This window comes from Streptococcus sp. A34, from assembly GCF_043674115.1.
Classification (GTDB): Bacteria; Bacillota; Bacilli; order Lactobacillales; family Streptococcaceae; genus Streptococcus; species Streptococcus suis_V.
In genome coordinates, this window is the sequence record NZ_JBIMJM010000011.1 from 1 (window position 1) to 16,170 (window position 16,170).

The following is a 16,170-nucleotide window of genomic DNA, read 5'->3' on the forward strand; positions in this document are numbered from 1 at the left end:
TGAGTCTTTCTAATGTGAGTGTGGTTGCTTTTCATTATAGGTCATATGGGATTTTTTGTATACACTCAAAAAGGCTACATAATCTCTACAGTGGATTTACCCACTACAGAAATTATAGAGCCTTTATTAAGCATTCGAGTATTCGAGTGCTTTTCTTGTACCCAAAATAGAAAGGAGTAGGGTTATGAACAAGCATAGCACAAAGAAATAATAGCAGAAGTTGAGTAAATGTTCTATTCTTTGCCTGTTTTAGAGCATATCGGAGCTATTCGCCAAAGCTGGTACTTTAGGCTTGAAGACAGTAGCTTTCTTGCCAAAACTATAATGAATTGATATAATGAAGAGTATTACCCTTAAAGGATGAATGATGAATTTAGAAGATTTGAAAAAACGACAGGAGAAGATTCGTAACTTCTCTATCATTGCCCATATTGACCATGGGAAATCAACGCTGGCTGACCGTATTTTGGAAAAAACAGAGACAGTTTCTAGCCGTGAAATGCAGGCCCAGCTCCTAGACAGCATGGATTTGGAGCGTGAGCGTGGCATTACCATCAAGCTCAATGCTGTCCAGCTCAATTACAAGGCCAAGGATGGTGAGACCTATACCTTCCACCTGATTGACACACCGGGGCACGTTGACTTTACCTATGAAGTTTCTCGGTCTTTGGCAGCCTGTGAAGGTGCGATTTTGGTGGTCGATGCTGCTCAAGGTATTGAGGCTCAGACCTTGGCCAACGTTTATCTGGCCCTGGACAATGATTTGGAAATCCTGCCCATTATCAACAAGATTGACTTGCCAGCGGCTGACCCAGAACGTGTCCGTCATGAAATCGAAGATGTAATCGGACTGGACGCCTCAGAGGCTGTCTTGACGTCCGCAAAAGCGGGTATTGGCATCGAGGAAATCCTTGAGCAAATCGTTGAAAAAGTGCCTGCACCAACTGGTGATGTCGAGGCGCCCCTTCAAGCATTGATTTTCGACTCTGTTTACGACCCATACCGCGGTGTTATTTTGCAGGTCCGCATTGTCAATGGTGTGGTCAAGCCCGGCGACACCATTCAAATGATGTCCAATGGCAAGACCTTTGACGTGACAGAAGTGGGAATTTTCACACCCAAAGCCATGGGGCGTGACTACCTGGCAACGGGTGACGTAGGTTATATTGCGGCCTCCATCAAGACGGTTGCGGATACCCGTGTCGGTGATACGGTGACCTTAGCTGACAATCCTGCCTCTGAACCCTTGGCTGGCTACAAACAGATGAACCCAATGGTCTTTGCTGGTATCTATCCGATTGATTCCAACAAGTACAATGACTTGCGTGAGGCCTTGGAAAAACTCCAGCTCAATGATGCGAGTCTGCAATTTGAGCCTGAAACTTCGCAGGCCCTTGGATTTGGTTTCCGCTGTGGTTTCTTGGGACTGCTGCACATGGATGTTATCCAAGAACGGATTGAGCGGGAATTCAACATTGACCTGATCATGACAGCGCCGTCGGTGGTTTACCATGTCAATATGACAGACGGTGAGTCGATCGATGTGGCCAACCCATCTGAGTTTCCAGACCCAACCAAGATCGCCACTATCGAAGAGCCTTACGTCAAGGCACAAATCATGGTACCGCAGGAATATGTCGGTGCGGTGATGGAATTGGCCCAGCGCAAGCGTGGCGACTTCGTGACCATGGATTATATTGATGACAATCGTGTCAATATCATTTACCAAATCCCGCTGGCTGAAATTGTCTTTGATTTCTTTGACAAGCTTAAGTCCTCAACCCGCGGCTATGCGAGCTTTGACTACGAGATTTCTGAATACCGCTCATCTAAACTGGTGAAAATGGATATTCTCCTCAATGGCGACAAGGTCGATGCCCTCAGCTTTATCGTCCACAAGGAATTTGCCTACGAACGTGGGAAAATCATCGTGGACAAGCTCAAGAAAATCATTCCACGTCAACAATTTGAGGTGCCAATCCAAGCCGCTATCGGTCAAAAAATCGTGGCCCGTAGCGACATTAAGGCCCTCCGCAAAAACGTTTTGGCCAAGTGTTACGGTGGTGACGTTTCCCGTAAACGCAAACTCCTAGAAAAACAAAAGGCCGGTAAGAAACGCATGAAAGCCATCGGTTCTGTCGAAGTACCACAAGAGGCCTTCCTCAGCGTCCTCAGCATGGATGAAGATGATAAAAAATAAGTCAGGAAGGGCTGGGCAGATGCCTAGCCCCTTTCCTATAGGGTGAACAATGAAAACAATTTTCGATTACCAAAGTCAAGGCCAAGCAGGACAAATTGACTCCTATGTCCTGCTCAGCAACTCGCCCCGCAGAAAAGAGCTTTTGCAATTTTTAGCGCCAGAAATCCAGTCGGTAGAAGTTGATGAACGCAGGATTGAAGAACAGTTTATGGCTGAATTCGCTGCGGATGATTTTCTGACCCGGGCCGCCAAGACCTGTTGTGAAATTTCCAAGGCCAAATCTGACCTGCCTCTGGAGCCGGGTAAGCTCTACATTTCAGCGGACACCATTGTGGTGGCGGACGACCGAATTTTTAATAAACCGCTTGATTTGGCGGAGGCTGAGGCCATGTTGCGCTCTTATTTTGGCAAGACCCATCAGGTTGTGACCTCGGTCTGCCTGCGCACTGTGGATTCATTGGATGTCTTTTACACTGTGGCAGAGATTGACTTTGTCGACTATTACCCAGCGCTTGAGGAGCCTATCCAGACCTACATCCATGACAAGCAGCCCCTGGACAAGGCTGGTGCCTACGGTATTCAGGAGCTGGACCCACGCTTTGTGGCCGGGATTTCAGGTGACATTCATACCATCATTGGCCTGCCCGTCGCTGAGGTTTCCCGTAGGATTTTTTCTACAAAGGCTTTGGAAAATAGCAGAGCACTTTAGACCATTGAGAAAAGGAAGTTTATGAGCTTAGATATTGAGAAGTACCGGCAGCTGGCCCTGCAAAAACAGGGAGAGCACCGCAAATTTTTGGCTAGCTTGAAGAAAAAGCCACCGAAAAATTTAGATAAAATTGTCAAGGAATTGCACGACGAGGTCTTCCAAGAAATTGACTGCACCAAATGTGCCAATTGTTGCAAGGATTTAGGACCAGACTTGACGGAGGCGGATATTACCCGCATGGCCAAGCTCTTTCGGATGAAATTGTCGACCTTTGAGTCCACCTATCTGCGGGTGGATGAGGATGGCGACAAGGTCTTCCAGTCCATGCCCTGTCCATTTCTGGGCCCTGACAATCTCTGTGACGTCTATGACGCCCGTCCCAAGGCCTGCGCAGCCTTTCCCCATACCGACCGAAAGCGTTTCTATCAGATTAACCATCTGACCTTGAAAAATACGCTCATTTGCCCAGCAGCCTATCTTTTTGTAGAGCGGTTGAAAGAGAGAGTGTAAGAAAGAATTCACCGAAAGGAAATACTATGGAAAAATTTTGTCAGTGTCTTGTGCTATGCCTTTGAATTTGCATGGCCTAGATGTTCGTGGAAGTGAGAAAGATGGGACGAAATCGTCTATCTATTGCTCTTATTGTTATGTCAACGGTCGTTTTGTAGAGCCAGACATCAGTTTTGAAGAAATGTTAGCTAAGGGCAAAACTGCTATTTCAAATGGTCAAGGAAATGCCTTAGTCAAATGGTTGATGAAGGCTAGCTATCCTATGATGCTCAAGAAAACCAAACGCTGGAAAGTTTAGTTGAGTCCTCAGACAATAGTCAGAGGATTTTTCTGTCGTGTTCACATTCTGATTTTTATTCTAATTAGTGCTATAATAGTATTTGTTGAGCTCAGGTAAGAGGAGGTAGTTATGTCATTATTATTGTCACCGGTTGAGATTGCTGGTTTGTCGCTCAAAAATCGTGTGGTCATGCCACCTATGTGTATGTACGAAGTCAAGGCTGAAGATGGGTTGCCAACGGCCTTCCATCATGCTCACTATGGCGCGCGTGCTATCGGCGGAGTTGGCCTGATTATCCAAGAAGCGACGGCTGTAGAACCAGATGGTCGGTTATCTAAGCATGACTTGGGTATTTGGACAGATGAACAGGCACAGGCCCTAGCCAAATTAGTTTCGGAATTGAAGGCTTTCGGAAGTAAGGTCGGTATCCAGCTCAGTCATGGTGGCCGTAAGGCCAAGGATGCGGAACTGCCCCTTGCTCCGACTGCTCTTGCCTTTAACCAAGATTACAAGGTACCGCAGGAAATGACCCTTGAAGATATTGAGCGTGTTCAGTCTGCTTTTGTGGCGGCTGCGGCGCGTGCAGCTCAGGCTGGATACGATATGATTGAAATTCACGGGGCGCATGGCTATTTGGTCAATCAATTTCTGGAACCCTTGACCAATCAACGGACGGATGCCTACGGTGGTAGTCTAGAAAATCGATTCCGTTTCTTGAAAGAAATTATTGAAGGTGTGAAAGCTGTCTTTACTGGTCCAGTTTGGGTGCGCTTGTCAGTGACCGCCTACGATGAGACTGGCCAGCAAAATACACTCCAAGATTACCAACAAATTGCCAAATGGTTGGAAGAACTGGGCGTGGCTTGCTTGGATATCTCAACTGGCGGTGTCATGGATACGCGACCAAATATTCCAATCTATGGTGGTTATCAGGCTGGTTTTTCTGCCAAAATCAAAGAAGCTGTCAGTATTCCAGTTACAGCTGTTGGCTTTCTTAATAGTCCAGAGTTGGGCGAATATATCTTGCAAAATGGCCAGGCTGATTTGATCCAAGTCGGTCGTGGTCTCATTCGTAATGTCAATTGGTTGGCAGAGGCGGCCGAGGTCCTGCACGACCATGATTTTCAAGTCTACAATGCCTCTTACCAACGTGGTCAGGTCAAGTAGGGGCTTGCTGGGAATGATACAGTTGAGTTCACAGGCTATTTTTCAAAAAAAATAAACCTCAGACTTGACTTAAAGTAGGTTTAAGTTGATACAATAGTGATGTAGGCAGCTATGTCCACGATTAAAGAAATTTCGGAGTTGCTGGGGATTTCAGCGCCTACCATCCGTTTTTATGAGAAAGAGGGAATGGTGGAGATTCCTAGAAATGAGCGGGGTATCCGTCAGTTTGATGAGCGGAGCATTGACCGGCTCAAGGCCATTGTCCACTATCGCCGTGTGGGAATGCCCTTGGAGGATATCCAGAAGATTTTGGCAGAGTTCCACAATCATGCCCTGTCGTCGGACTTGCTCAAGAAAACGCAGGCCCAGCTGGAGGCTCAGATTGCGGCCTTGCAGGAGACCCATGCCTATCTGGTCAAGAAAATCGAGATCCATCAGCAGTTAGCCTAGCTAGAAGCTCAGGGAATTTCGGCAAATGAGCGGACAGATGCCTACTACGATATACGAAGAAAGGACGCAGAGTCCTAGTGTTTCAAAAAGGAGGAAACATGGAAAACTATACACTTTCAAATGGTGTCAAGATTCCAAAGATTGGTTTTGGTACTTGGCAGATTAAAGAAGGCGATGATGCCTACAAGAGTGTGGCGCACGCCCTCAAGGTTGGCTACACGCATGTCGATACGGCGCAGATTTATGGAAATGAGCGCAGTGTTGGTCGTGCCATCGCAGATAGTGACCTGGCGCGTGAGGATATTTTCCTGACGACAAAGGTCTGGAACGACAAGCACGATTATGAGCTTGCTAAGGCGTCGATCGAGGAATCGCTGGAAAAATTGGGCGTTGACTATCTTGACTTGCTCTTGATTCACTGGCCAAATCCAAAGGCGCTCCGTGAGAATGATGCCTGGAAGGCTGGAAATGCTGGTGCCTGGAAGGCCATGGAGGAAGCCTACAAGGCAGGCAAGGTCCGCGCTATCGGTGTATCCAATTTTATGATCCATCACCTGGAAGCCTTGTTTGAAACAGCTGAAATCAAGCCACAGGTCAACCAAGTTCTCTTGGCACCGGGTTGCACGCAGGAAGAATTAGCAGCCTTCTGCCGTGAGCACGACATTCTTCTTGAAGCCTATAGTCCACTGGGAACAGGCAGCATCTTCAAGAATAAAGTAGTGCAAGAAATTGCTGAAAAGACTGGCAAATCTGTTGCCCAAGTGGCATTACGTTGGAGCCTGCAAAAAGGATTCTTGCCTCTACCAAAATCTGTCACACCAGCCAATATTGAAAGCAATTTGAACATCTTTGACTTTGAATTGTCGGCAGATGATGTGGCGACCTTGGATAGTGTTGAAGGCGTCAGCGTCCAATCTGATCCAGACAATGTGAATTTTTAAGAAACTCAACAGCTGACGAAAGTTGGCTGTTTTTTGTGCGAGCACGGTCTGTAGACCAATCCAAGGAGAATGCGCGTGACTGACCTATTTTTGGAATACATTAGGAACCATTAAAAATTTACTTGAGTGAGGAAATAATTGTGCCAAATATGTTGTAGATTTCCTGTAAGTATCGCGGTAAGTGTGCCTAATCTCGTCTATCCCAAATTTGATATTAAAGATATGGTATAATAGTTTCATTAACCTTTGATAAAATAATTCGCCTCTGAAAGGAAAAACATCGTGACCTACAAATTTCTACTTTTCGACCTTGACCATACTTTGTTGGATTTTGCGACTGGTGAGGAGATTGCCCTCACTCAGTTTCTGGAATTTATGAAAGTGGAGGACATTCAGGCCTTTAAAGATGTCTATCGTCCGCTCAATCAGGGTATGTGGAAGGACTTGGAAAAGGGTTTGATTACCAAGAAGGAGCTGGTCAATACTCGATTTTCGCGGGCCTTTGCCCATTTCGGACGGCAGGAAGACGGAGCTGAGTTGGCCCTTCGTTACCAAGAATTTATCGGTCGTCAAGGACAGATTTTTGAGGGAGCGGATGATTTGCTTGAGAACTTGACGGAGCGTGGCTACCAGATTTATGGCGCGACCAACGGCATCACCTACATCCAGGAAAATCGTCTCAAACACTCACCCATTGGCAGCTATTTCAAGCAAGTATTTATCTCTGAGCAGATGGGGACCCAGAAGCCGGAGCTTGATTTTTATGAAAAAATAGCAGAGCAGATTACCGGTTTTGACCTGTTCAGAGCGCTCATGATTGGCGACAGCCTGACGGCAGACATCCAAGGCGGTATCAACGCTGGCATGGATACAGTCTGGTACAATCCAGCTGGCCTAGAAAATACAAGCCATCTCAAACCAACCTACACAATCAGCAACTACCAGCAATTAATAGATATCTTATAAGCAGCGAGACCATTGCTTGCTTTTTTCATTTTTTCAAATCTTAAAATTCTTGTAACAATATTGTATAAATAGTTTTAAAAATGAAATAAATATGCTATACTAGAGTAGTGTATTCTGCACAATCTATCAAAACAAAAGGAGAAATAATATGAAAAAGATTGATTGGATTGAATATTTTGAAGCTATCAATGGTCGTTCGCCAGAAGCTCATGAGATTGAAGCTGCTCTTGTCGCTGGAGAATTTGAAGAGGATGACCTTCAAAATGTACCTACAGAAGAAGTTGTTCAAGAAGAAAAAGTTGATGCAGAGTCCACTGTAGAGCCTGTTTCAGCTCCAGAAGACATTCCTGCCCAGCAACCAGTTCAGGAACCAGCTCAAGCCTTCGCTCAGCAAACCAATGCTCAAGCGCAACAAGCACAGCCACAGCCAACGGTACAGCAGGTAAATCCGCAGGCCTTACAACAAGCACCAGCTGCACCATCAGCATTCGGTCTCTTCTTCAAGCAGTTTAGAGAGTGGATTGTGTCTGCTTGGAAGAAACCAACTTCAATTGCCAGCCATACCCACAAATACAACGGTTTGACCTCTCTCTTGCTCATCGCCTTTTTCGCAGCCCTGACAATTTATTTCCCAATGGTTAAGGCGGCAAACAGTGTCAATAGCTTTACAAATAGTCTGACTTCAGAACTCGGTAGTCTGTTTGAGGGCGTTAATGGCTACGATGCTTATGGTTCTTCCGCACCTGCAGTAAGTGTTGGACTGGATATCTTGTTTAAGACCTTTATCGGAATTGCTCTGATTATTTTTTCAATTGTCCTGGCAGGATTTGTGGTGAAACGCTTTATCTACAAAGAACAGCAGTATACATTTGCCTACACTCTTGAATATTATGGTCGTTTGTTTGCGGTAAACGTATTGCTTTATGCAATTGCGGCCTTGTCAGCTGTTTTGGGAATTTTCTCTCTGGTTGGTGTTGCGACCTCTTTAGCCCTCTTTGCCGTGGGTTCAGCCAGCGTCTATGCCCTTGCTAACTTTACTAATACATCACAGATGGACTCCTTGTATCGCTACTTTATTGCTATTTTGGTAAATGGTCTGATTATCTTTGTATCAGGAATTATTGCAGCCTCTATCGTAGGACAAATGTTCTGGTCAAGCCTCTTTTAATCAAATAGGAGTTGAAATATGGCAACGAAAGAAAAATGGATCGATTTATTTGAAAAGGTTGTTGGTAGAAAGCCAACCCCTGCTGAATTTGTTAAGGCCAAGGAAGTTGACTTTGACTTAAAGCAAATCAAGGCCATAGCAGGATTGGACAGCGACCAACAAGTAGCTGCAGAAAATGTGGCTGAGAATGGTGCAGAGACTGTAGCAGAAGCAGTTCAAACAGCCCAGCCTGTACAGCCAGTAGCGGAAGTAGTACCTGTAGCGCCAGCCCAGCCTGTTCAAGAGGTGGAGCAGGTCCTTGTGGAACAACCTGTCTTTACCACTTATCAAACCAAGCCACAGAGCAAGAAAAAGAAGATTCTCTTTGGCTTGGGTGCAGTGGCCCTACTTGCACTCGGCGCGGGCTACTACTATATGGATTCTGTGACTGGAATGGACATCGCTGTTGATGAATTCCAAACAGCAGTTGACAGCAATGATTACGACCAGATTGCGACCCTCCTATCTTCTAATGATGACAAGTGGTCCAAGTCAGAGGCTAAGGATTTTATCCAATATTTGAACTCTGAAGGCGTCGATATCAAGAGTGAGCTAGATGCCATTGAAGCATCTGGCGGAAAAAATACTTTTAACGACCAACGTGGAAATAAGTTGCTCGGATTACGTGAAAAAGGACGTAAATTAGGTCTTTTTCCAGAATACCAAGTGACCAGTTATCCGGTTGAAATTCTTGTCAATAGTGACCTGTCTGAATTATCTATTGATGATCAAAAGATTGAAGCCAACAAAGAAACGTCTTTGGGTGAACATCATTTTGCCAATAAAGAATTCAAGGCTAAGGGCAAAACCAAATCTGGAGACTTTGAAACCAGCTTGCAGCCGAATCTCAGCCAAGCTGAAGAAAACAGGATTGTCATGACTTTATCACCTGTTCAGAAAACGCTCAACCTACACCTGCCGGTCGATAACGGCTCTATCAAGGACATCAAGGTCTTCTCTGGTGATAAGGAAATTGCCAAATCACTGTCAGACAGCGTTGAAGTTCTAGACAATCAACATCTTGATTTGAAGGTTAGCTTTAATTTTGAGGGCGCAACATTTACAACGGAATCTACCAAGGTTCTGGTCGATCCAGCAGTTGGCGAAATTTATGCGGATTTGACCATGTCTTCTGAGGAAAGCAAGAAGTTAACGGACGCTCAAAAAGCTAAGGAAAGCAAGGAAGCTCAGGCCAAAGAGGAGCAGGAAACCAAGGAAAAAATCCAGACCTTCATGAATGACTATATCGAGTCAATGCGGTCTTCTATTACCCACCGTACCGTTCAGTTTGACAGATATTTCGATACCTCAAGTGAGGTATATCGTATATATGTAAACTATATTGAGGGTGGCGGTGTTGCCAGAGCCAATATTGATTACCAAACGACGATTGATTATACTGTGACGGATGTCAAGAAAGATGGTGACAATTATGTCGTGACCGTTCATAATCAATTTAGAGAAGTTTATCTCAATGGTAAATCGAGTACCTTGACGAAAAAACAAGTCTTTAATCTGAGACAAAATGGTGATTCGTTCTTGATTTATGGAGTAAGTGAAACGTGAGGCAAATAATGATGAATAAAAAAAACTTGAGTTTTCTCTTGCTCTCCGCTCTGCTCTTAACAGCATGCGGCCAATCAGAAAGCAAGGTAGAATCAAGTAAATCAAATGACACCAGTCATTCAAGTAAGACAGCGCAAACCAAGACTGAAGTGTCATCAGAAACCAGCGAAACTGCTGAAGGGTCAGAAAACAATAGCGATGCTAGTTCGTCGTCTGAACAGGCCGAGGAGACCATTGCTACAGATGCAAACTACAACGGCTCTTATTACAGTGTCCAAGGGAAATACGGGCAAGTTGTCATTGCCAATAAAAAGCATCCTCTGGCAGCTTCCTACGCTCCAGGTGAGGACCCGCAAGCTTTGGCAGCCTTCCAGAGCCTGATTGCAGACATGCAGGCACAAGGATTCGCTGTATCGCATTCCTATAGTGGTTTCCGTTCTTACGAGACCCAGGCTGGGCTCTATCAGTCCTATGTCAATCGTGATGGTCAGGTTGCTGCCGATACCTATTCAGCCCGTCCAGGCTATAGTGAGCATCAGACAGGCTTAGCATTTGACCTAATGGACAGCGCTGGCAATCTCTTAGAAGAGCCGACCGCAGCCAACTGGGTAGCTAAAAACGCCCACAACTATGGCTTTATCGTTCGGTATCAGCCTGGAAAAGAAGCCATCACAGGCTACATGGCTGAAGCCTGGCACCTGCGTTATATTGGCCAAGAAGCGACTGACATTTACAATTCTGGCCTGACCCTGGAAGAGTATTTCGGCGTTGCTGGCGGCGGTTATCAATAATAGAAAAAAGTACTTGACCATACAAATCAGATGTGATATGATGGTTGATCTTATAAAGTCGTTTAGTTTACTTTTAGTACTTGCATCAACAGTCTGGGAGACTGTTGAAGGGTATAATGATACAGCAGATGTATTCTGCGTCAATAGTCGCAGGCATAACTGAAGTTAGGCAAGACGAGTTAACGAAGTAATAAAAGATAAACCATATGACGATAATTGGAGGAACATAATGTTTAAAGCAATGGAAGTATATTTGGTAACCAATGGTAACGGATTGGAAGCCATCGAATTTTACAAAAACTCCCTCGGTGCAACAGTTGAGCAAGTAAATTTGTTCAAGGATTTCTTGCCAGATTGTCCAGCTGAATTGGAAAATCATGTGATGAATGCACAATTCCGCTTGCCAAACGGTCAACGTTTCATGCTTTCTGATAACAACCCAGAAATGCCTTACTCAGCAGGCGACAACATCACCGTTGCCCTTATCACTGATGATGCTGAAACAGCTAAGGATTTCTACGACAAATTGTCAGTAGATGCTAAAGCCATCAACATGGAGTTGCAGGCAGTGCCATGGTCACCAGCCTACGGAAATGTTACGGACAAATTCGGCATCACGTGGCAATTCAACGCAGAAGTTGAAGGCTATGGGGCGGAATACTACGCAGAAGAAAACTAAACACACAAAAAGTTCGGAGCAAATGTTCCGAACTTTTTTGGTTTATATATTATCAATAACTAGCGATTAACCATAACTGGTTGAGTATAATGTTCATGTAGAGTCCTGCCAGCTTGCTCAATAAACTCATCAAGGTAGGACGGTGATTGGATAGTTGGGTTTCGATAAAAGACAAATTCAATAGTGAAGGATGGCTCAGCAATTTCATAAATGCTGCATTTGTTAAAGTTACTAGGTATAGTTACAACCTTTGGTAGAAACATATTCCCAATTCCTTTTTTGACCATGCCAATTGCTGTGTACGTATTTGAGGTTTCATGGATACAATTGATTGATATATTTTCTTGAAAATACGCAGTATCAATAATTTTTCTAAAAACATAGTGTTCATTCAATAATATGACAGGCAAGTTATGAAGTTGTTTCATATCCAATGAATTTTTTAGTAGCTCGCGCTGTCTAGTTGGTTGGAAGAGAGAGGATGATTCGGAAGCGATGAGACACATGCTGGAGTCAAAAACGTGGATTGTTTCAAAGTTGCTGTCCTCATTTCCGATACCAAATAGGAGGTCTAAATCGCCTTCATTTAGCATATTTAGAAGGACTTTTGAAGTATTTTCAACGAATTTAAATTCTACCTTGTCCATTGTATTTGTAACGATAGGATAAATAGCTGGTAGAAAAATAGGAGATAACATGGGGTTGATGCCGATACGCAACAGTCCCTTTTTTTCTTTGGCAATAGAGGATAATTGATCCAACATAACGCTGTGAAGTACGTCCACTTTTTCTAAGAAGGCTAAATAAATTTCACCAGCCTGAGTTAATTTCATTTCGCGATAGCGGCGTTCAAATAGTTTAGCTCCTAACTCCTCTTCAATTTCTTTTAATATTCTCGAAATATAGGGCTGTGTTACATAGAGTGATTCGGCAGCAGCTGTGATGCTTCCTAAGGAAATGATGGCTTCAATGATGCTTTTTTTAGAAATACTCGACATTTATACACCTCCATTTTTTTAATTGTTTTAAATTATATTAACATTTTACCATAATGATTTTGTTATGGAAAGCATTCTGTTTTGGCATTTCACAAAGTTACTATATCGTATTATAATTTGTCTATAAAGTAAATGAAGCGCTTCCAATAATTTAATAATTCACAAACTAACAATTATAAAAAGGTATAAACTTATTTTTTTAGAACATGGAGGAAATCAATGGATCCTGGACTTATCAGTCTGATAGGGGTTCTCCTATCGTTAAGTCTTCTTATTTACCTTGCTTATAAGGGCTTTCCAATACTTTTTCTAAGTATTATCAGTATGTTGCCGATGATTCTTTTATCTGGCGGAAATATAAACGAGCTGATACAGGAAAATTATATGACTGGCTTTGCAAATTTTGCTCAGCGAAACTGGCTCATTTTCTTCTTCTCAGCAGTATTTGGTCAGATGATGGGAGATTCTGGAGCAGCAAAAGTGATTGCTTATACTTTTGCAGGATTTGCTCGGAAATTTCCAGGTAAGGAGCAACTAGTTGCAATTTTGACCCTGATTTTTATTTCATCGACCTTATCATATGGTGGCATCTCGGTCTATGTCTTGGTCTTTACAATGGTGGCTATTTCTAAGGAAATATTTCAAGAGCTAGATATCCCTTGGCACATGTACACATGTAATGGATTAGCTGCTGGAGTTATTACTATGTCGATGATACCTGGAACACCCTCGATTCAAAATATTATGCCTACGGAGTATCTGGGGACTACGACCATGGCCGCCCCTATACTTGGCTTAATTCTTGCCGTCTTGGCTTTGATAATGGGTGTCGGCTATATCGAATTTCGTTTGAGGCAGGCTCAAAAAAGGGGAGAAGGATTTTATAAGACTGGTTATAGGATTGCAGAGTCAGATATCAAAACTGAGACAGATATTCCTAATATTCCATTATGGCTTTGTTTCTTGCCTTCGATTGTCTTGTTCCTTTTTATGAATATCTTGAAATTCTCGCCACCTATTAGTCTACTCATTACTATTACAGTGACTTACCTGCTGTTCTACAAGCACTTGAAAGGAATTTTTGCTACTATTCAAAAAGCGACCACAAACACTTTGAATGCAGTAGGAGCTACTTGTTCAGTGGTTGGTTTTGGTACAGTGGTGGCGGCTCTACCGGCCTTTCAGTACATCATTTCCGGTCTGGATAAGATTCCTGGTCCGCCTGTAGTCCAGTTGGTCATCGCAGTTAACATTGCTTCCGCAATTACCGGATCATCAGCAGGTGGATTGGGAGTTGGCTTGCAGGTCTTTGGTCAGCGCTTTCTTGATCAGGGAATCCCGGCTCCGGTCATTCATCGCCTAGCAGTTGTCTCTGCTGGTGGCCTAGATTCTTTACCGCATAACGGAGTTGTTATCAATTCCTTAGCTGTTATGCGCTTGACTCACAAGGAATCTTATCTAAATACCTTTGTAACATCAGTTGTGATTCCAATTATTTGTGCCTTTGTTGGTGCAATGCTTTATCAAATGGGTATATGGTAACTTTTACCAAATTATTTAGACATACAGAGAAACTTGAAGGGTGTGAAAATACCTTCCAATCTTTAGGAGGAAAATAAAAATGAGTGAAATTAAACGTGTTGCTGTCATCGGTTCAGGCTTAATGGGGCGTCAAATTGCCCTGAATTCAGCCCTCTATGGCTATACAGTCTTTTTGAATGATAAGAATGAAGAAGCTTTAGAAAAAGCAAAAGAGTGGACAGTCGATTATCTTAATGGACGCATTGCCAAAGGGAAGTTAACTCAAGAGCATATCGATGATGTCAATAAAGTTTTATTCTTTGAACCAGATATAAAATTAGCAGTAGAAGATGTAGATTTAGTTATTGAAGCCATTATTGAGGATCGCCAGATTAAGTTTGATTTCTTCAAAGAAGTGACTGAATTGGTAAAACCAGGTACTATTCTTGCTACAAACTCTAGTTTCATGGTGTCTTCCTTGTTCAAAGATGCTGTTAGAGAACCAGAATTGTTGGCTAATTTCCATTACTTTAATCCAGCTTTAGTAATGAAATTGGTTGAAGTAGTCAAAGGCGAACACACTTCTATGGAAACTGTTGAACGATTGATGGATTTTGCCCGCAATACTGGTAAGGACCCTGTCTTTGTTATGAAAGAAAATGATGGATTCTTAGCGAACTCAGTACTCCGTGCTGTTTCTCGTAAAGCCATGGAACTCTATGATGAAGGCATCGCATCATATCAAGATATTGATACAGCTGTCGAAAAAGGTCTCAATTATCCGATGGGCCCATTCCGCTTGATGGACTTGACCGGTATTGACCTAGCCTATCTAGCTGCCAAACGTCAGCAAGATGAAACTGGAGAGCGTCGTCCAGGTATTGAGTTGTTGGAGAAAATGTACAACGAGAAAAAATGGGGCCGTAAAACAGGCGAAGGTTTCTATAAATATACGAAATAAAATTTAAAAAAATATATTATAAAAATGGAGGAACATATTCATGTCTCAACAAGAAGTAGTGATTGTTGCCTATGGTCGCTCAGCTGTTGCTAAAGCAGGTAAGAAGGGTTTCTTGCGCCTACAACATCCGGTTGATTTTGCCGGCAAGGTTTTGGAAGGGGTGTTAGCAAAAGTACCGAATCTTCCAAAGGAAGAAATCTATGACGTTGTTGTCGGAACAGCTAAACCAGAAGCGGAACAAGGGAACAACATCGCTCGTCTCATTGCTCTGAGAGCTGGCTTACCGTACAGTGTATCTGCTCAAACAATTAACCGTTTCTGTTCATCAGGTCTACAATCGGTTTCTACAGCAGCAAATATGATTTGGTCCGGTGAAGCAGATGTAGTAGTAGCTGGTGGTGTGGAATCCATGTCCAAACTGCCAATGGCAGGTAATCCTGCTACCCGTGATCAATGGATTTCAGATAATGAACCTGGTCTTTATACGCCAATGGGAATTACAGCAGAAAATGTAGCAGAAAAATATGGTGTGACCCGTGAACAAATGGATGCTTTCGCTGTTGAAAGTCACCACCGTGCAGAGGCTGCTCAAAAAGCTGGTAAGTTTGTTGACGAAATTATCCCAGTGATTGGAAATGACCTAGAGGGCAATGAGTTTGAATTCAAAGATGACCAAGGTATTCGTTATGGTTCGACCATGGAAGCTTTAGGTGCTTTGAATCCTGTCTTTAAAGAAAATGGTACTGTAACAGCTGGACAGGCATCGCAAGTTTCAGACGGTGCAGGATTTGTAGTTCTTATGTCTCGTAAGCGGGCAGAGGAATTAAACATTAAACCGGTTGCCAAATTCCTTGGTTTCAATGTTGCAGGGGTGGATCCAAATATCATGGGAATTGGGCCAATAGAGGCAGTACCACGTTTGTTAAATCGCTTGGATGTCAAAGTAGACGATATTGATGTTATTGAATTGAACGAAGCCTTCGCGGCTCAAGCCCTTCCAATCATCGATACTCTGGGCTTTGATCCAGCTAAGGTCAATCCAAATGGTGGAGCAATCGCCCTTGGTCACCCACTTGGTGCAACAGGTGCTATCTTGATTTCAAAAACAATTTCAGAATTGAAACGAACAAAAGGCAAACTTGGATTGATTACCATGTGTATCGGTGGCGGAATGGGCGCTGCTGGTCTGATTGAACTAATCGAAGATGAGACCTAGTTTCTAGA

Annotated in this window: 16 protein-coding genes; 15 read left to right on the top strand and 1 reads right to left on the bottom strand. The window is 43.5% G+C overall.

What is annotated here, in order from left to right; genetic code table 11:
* Nucleotides 1–367 precede the first annotated feature (367 nt).
* From lepA to ACHBGV_RS04580, 12 genes are all read left to right on the top strand, one after another.
* Nucleotides 368–2,200: a translation elongation factor 4 gene (lepA, locus tag ACHBGV_RS04525; RefSeq protein ID WP_394735730.1), complete on the top strand. Its 1,833-nt coding sequence runs from the start codon at nt 368–370 to the stop codon at nt 2,198–2,200.
* Nucleotides 2,201–2,249: 49 nt separating this feature from the next.
* Nucleotides 2,250–2,909, top strand: coding sequence for a Maf family protein (locus ACHBGV_RS04530; protein WP_394735731.1), 660 nt, complete (start codon nt 2,250–2,252; stop codon nt 2,907–2,909).
* A 21-nt stretch (nt 2,910–2,930) separates the two neighbouring features.
* Complete coding sequence (locus ACHBGV_RS04535) at nt 2,931–3,419, top strand: YkgJ family cysteine cluster protein (RefSeq protein WP_105110808.1); 489 nt, start codon at nt 2,931–2,933, stop codon at nt 3,417–3,419.
* Nucleotides 3,420–3,462: 43 nt separating this feature from the next.
* On the top strand, nt 3,463–3,717 hold the full coding sequence (locus ACHBGV_RS04540) for a zinc ribbon domain-containing protein (protein ID WP_394735750.1): 255 nt from the start codon (nt 3,463–3,465) through the stop codon (nt 3,715–3,717).
* Between the two features lie 111 nt (nt 3,718–3,828).
* The gene (locus ACHBGV_RS04545; RefSeq protein WP_257117621.1) at nt 3,829–4,866 is read left to right on the top strand and encodes an NADH:flavin oxidoreductase/NADH oxidase; all 1,038 of its coding nucleotides are present in this window, start codon (nt 3,829–3,831) and stop codon (nt 4,864–4,866) included.
* A 111-nt stretch (nt 4,867–4,977) separates the two neighbouring features.
* The gene (locus ACHBGV_RS04550) at nt 4,978–5,316 is read left to right on the top strand and encodes a MerR family transcriptional regulator (protein ID WP_394735732.1); all 339 of its coding nucleotides are present in this window, start codon (nt 4,978–4,980) and stop codon (nt 5,314–5,316) included.
* Between the two features lie 98 nt (nt 5,317–5,414).
* A complete protein-coding gene (locus tag ACHBGV_RS04555; RefSeq protein ID WP_394732990.1) occupies nt 5,415–6,257 on the top strand; it encodes an aldo/keto reductase in 843 nt (280 codons plus the stop codon).
* A 282-nt stretch (nt 6,258–6,539) separates the two neighbouring features.
* The gene (locus ACHBGV_RS04560) at nt 6,540–7,223 is read left to right on the top strand and encodes a YjjG family noncanonical pyrimidine nucleotidase (protein WP_172023363.1); all 684 of its coding nucleotides are present in this window, start codon (nt 6,540–6,542) and stop codon (nt 7,221–7,223) included.
* Nucleotides 7,224–7,371: 148 nt separating this feature from the next.
* Nucleotides 7,372–8,391, top strand: a complete 1,020-nt coding sequence (locus ACHBGV_RS04565) for a DUF6574 domain-containing protein (protein WP_394735733.1) — start codon at nt 7,372–7,374, stop codon at nt 8,389–8,391.
* Between the two features lie 18 nt (nt 8,392–8,409).
* Complete coding sequence (locus ACHBGV_RS04570) at nt 8,410–9,996, top strand: hypothetical protein (RefSeq protein WP_105110822.1); 1,587 nt, start codon at nt 8,410–8,412, stop codon at nt 9,994–9,996.
* Between the two features lie 11 nt (nt 9,997–10,007).
* Nucleotides 10,008–10,787, top strand: coding sequence for an LD-carboxypeptidase LdcB/DacB (gene ldcB, locus ACHBGV_RS04575; RefSeq protein ID WP_394735751.1), 780 nt, complete (start codon nt 10,008–10,010; stop codon nt 10,785–10,787).
* A gap of 229 nt (nt 10,788–11,016) precedes the next feature.
* On the top strand, nt 11,017–11,466 hold the full coding sequence (locus tag ACHBGV_RS04580) for a VOC family protein (protein WP_394735734.1): 450 nt from the start codon (nt 11,017–11,019) through the stop codon (nt 11,464–11,466).
* A gap of 59 nt (nt 11,467–11,525) precedes the next feature.
* Here ACHBGV_RS04580 and ACHBGV_RS04585 read toward each other — a convergent pair whose 3' ends face one another.
* Complete coding sequence (locus ACHBGV_RS04585) at nt 11,526–12,464, bottom strand: LysR family transcriptional regulator (RefSeq protein ID WP_394735735.1); 939 nt, start codon at nt 12,462–12,464, stop codon at nt 11,526–11,528.
* 384 nt (nt 12,465–12,848) lie between these two features.
* Between ACHBGV_RS04585 and ACHBGV_RS04590 the strand changes: the two genes are divergently transcribed.
* The 3 genes from ACHBGV_RS04590 to ACHBGV_RS04600 all read left to right on the top strand — a co-directional run bounded on the left by ACHBGV_RS04590 (nt 12,849) and on the right by ACHBGV_RS04600 (nt 16,162).
* Nucleotides 12,849–14,006, top strand: coding sequence for a GntP family permease (locus ACHBGV_RS04590; RefSeq protein ID WP_105122723.1), 1,158 nt, complete (start codon nt 12,849–12,851; stop codon nt 14,004–14,006).
* A 79-nt stretch (nt 14,007–14,085) separates the two neighbouring features.
* Nucleotides 14,086–14,946, top strand: coding sequence for a 3-hydroxyacyl-CoA dehydrogenase family protein (locus tag ACHBGV_RS04595; RefSeq protein ID WP_202850082.1), 861 nt, complete (start codon nt 14,086–14,088; stop codon nt 14,944–14,946).
* A 40-nt stretch (nt 14,947–14,986) separates the two neighbouring features.
* Nucleotides 14,987–16,162 carry a thiolase family protein gene (locus tag ACHBGV_RS04600; protein WP_394735736.1) on the top strand — a complete coding sequence of 392 codons (1,176 nt, stop codon included), beginning with the start codon at nt 14,987–14,989 and terminating at the stop codon, nt 16,160–16,162.
* Nucleotides 16,163–16,170: the final 8 nt, after the last annotated feature.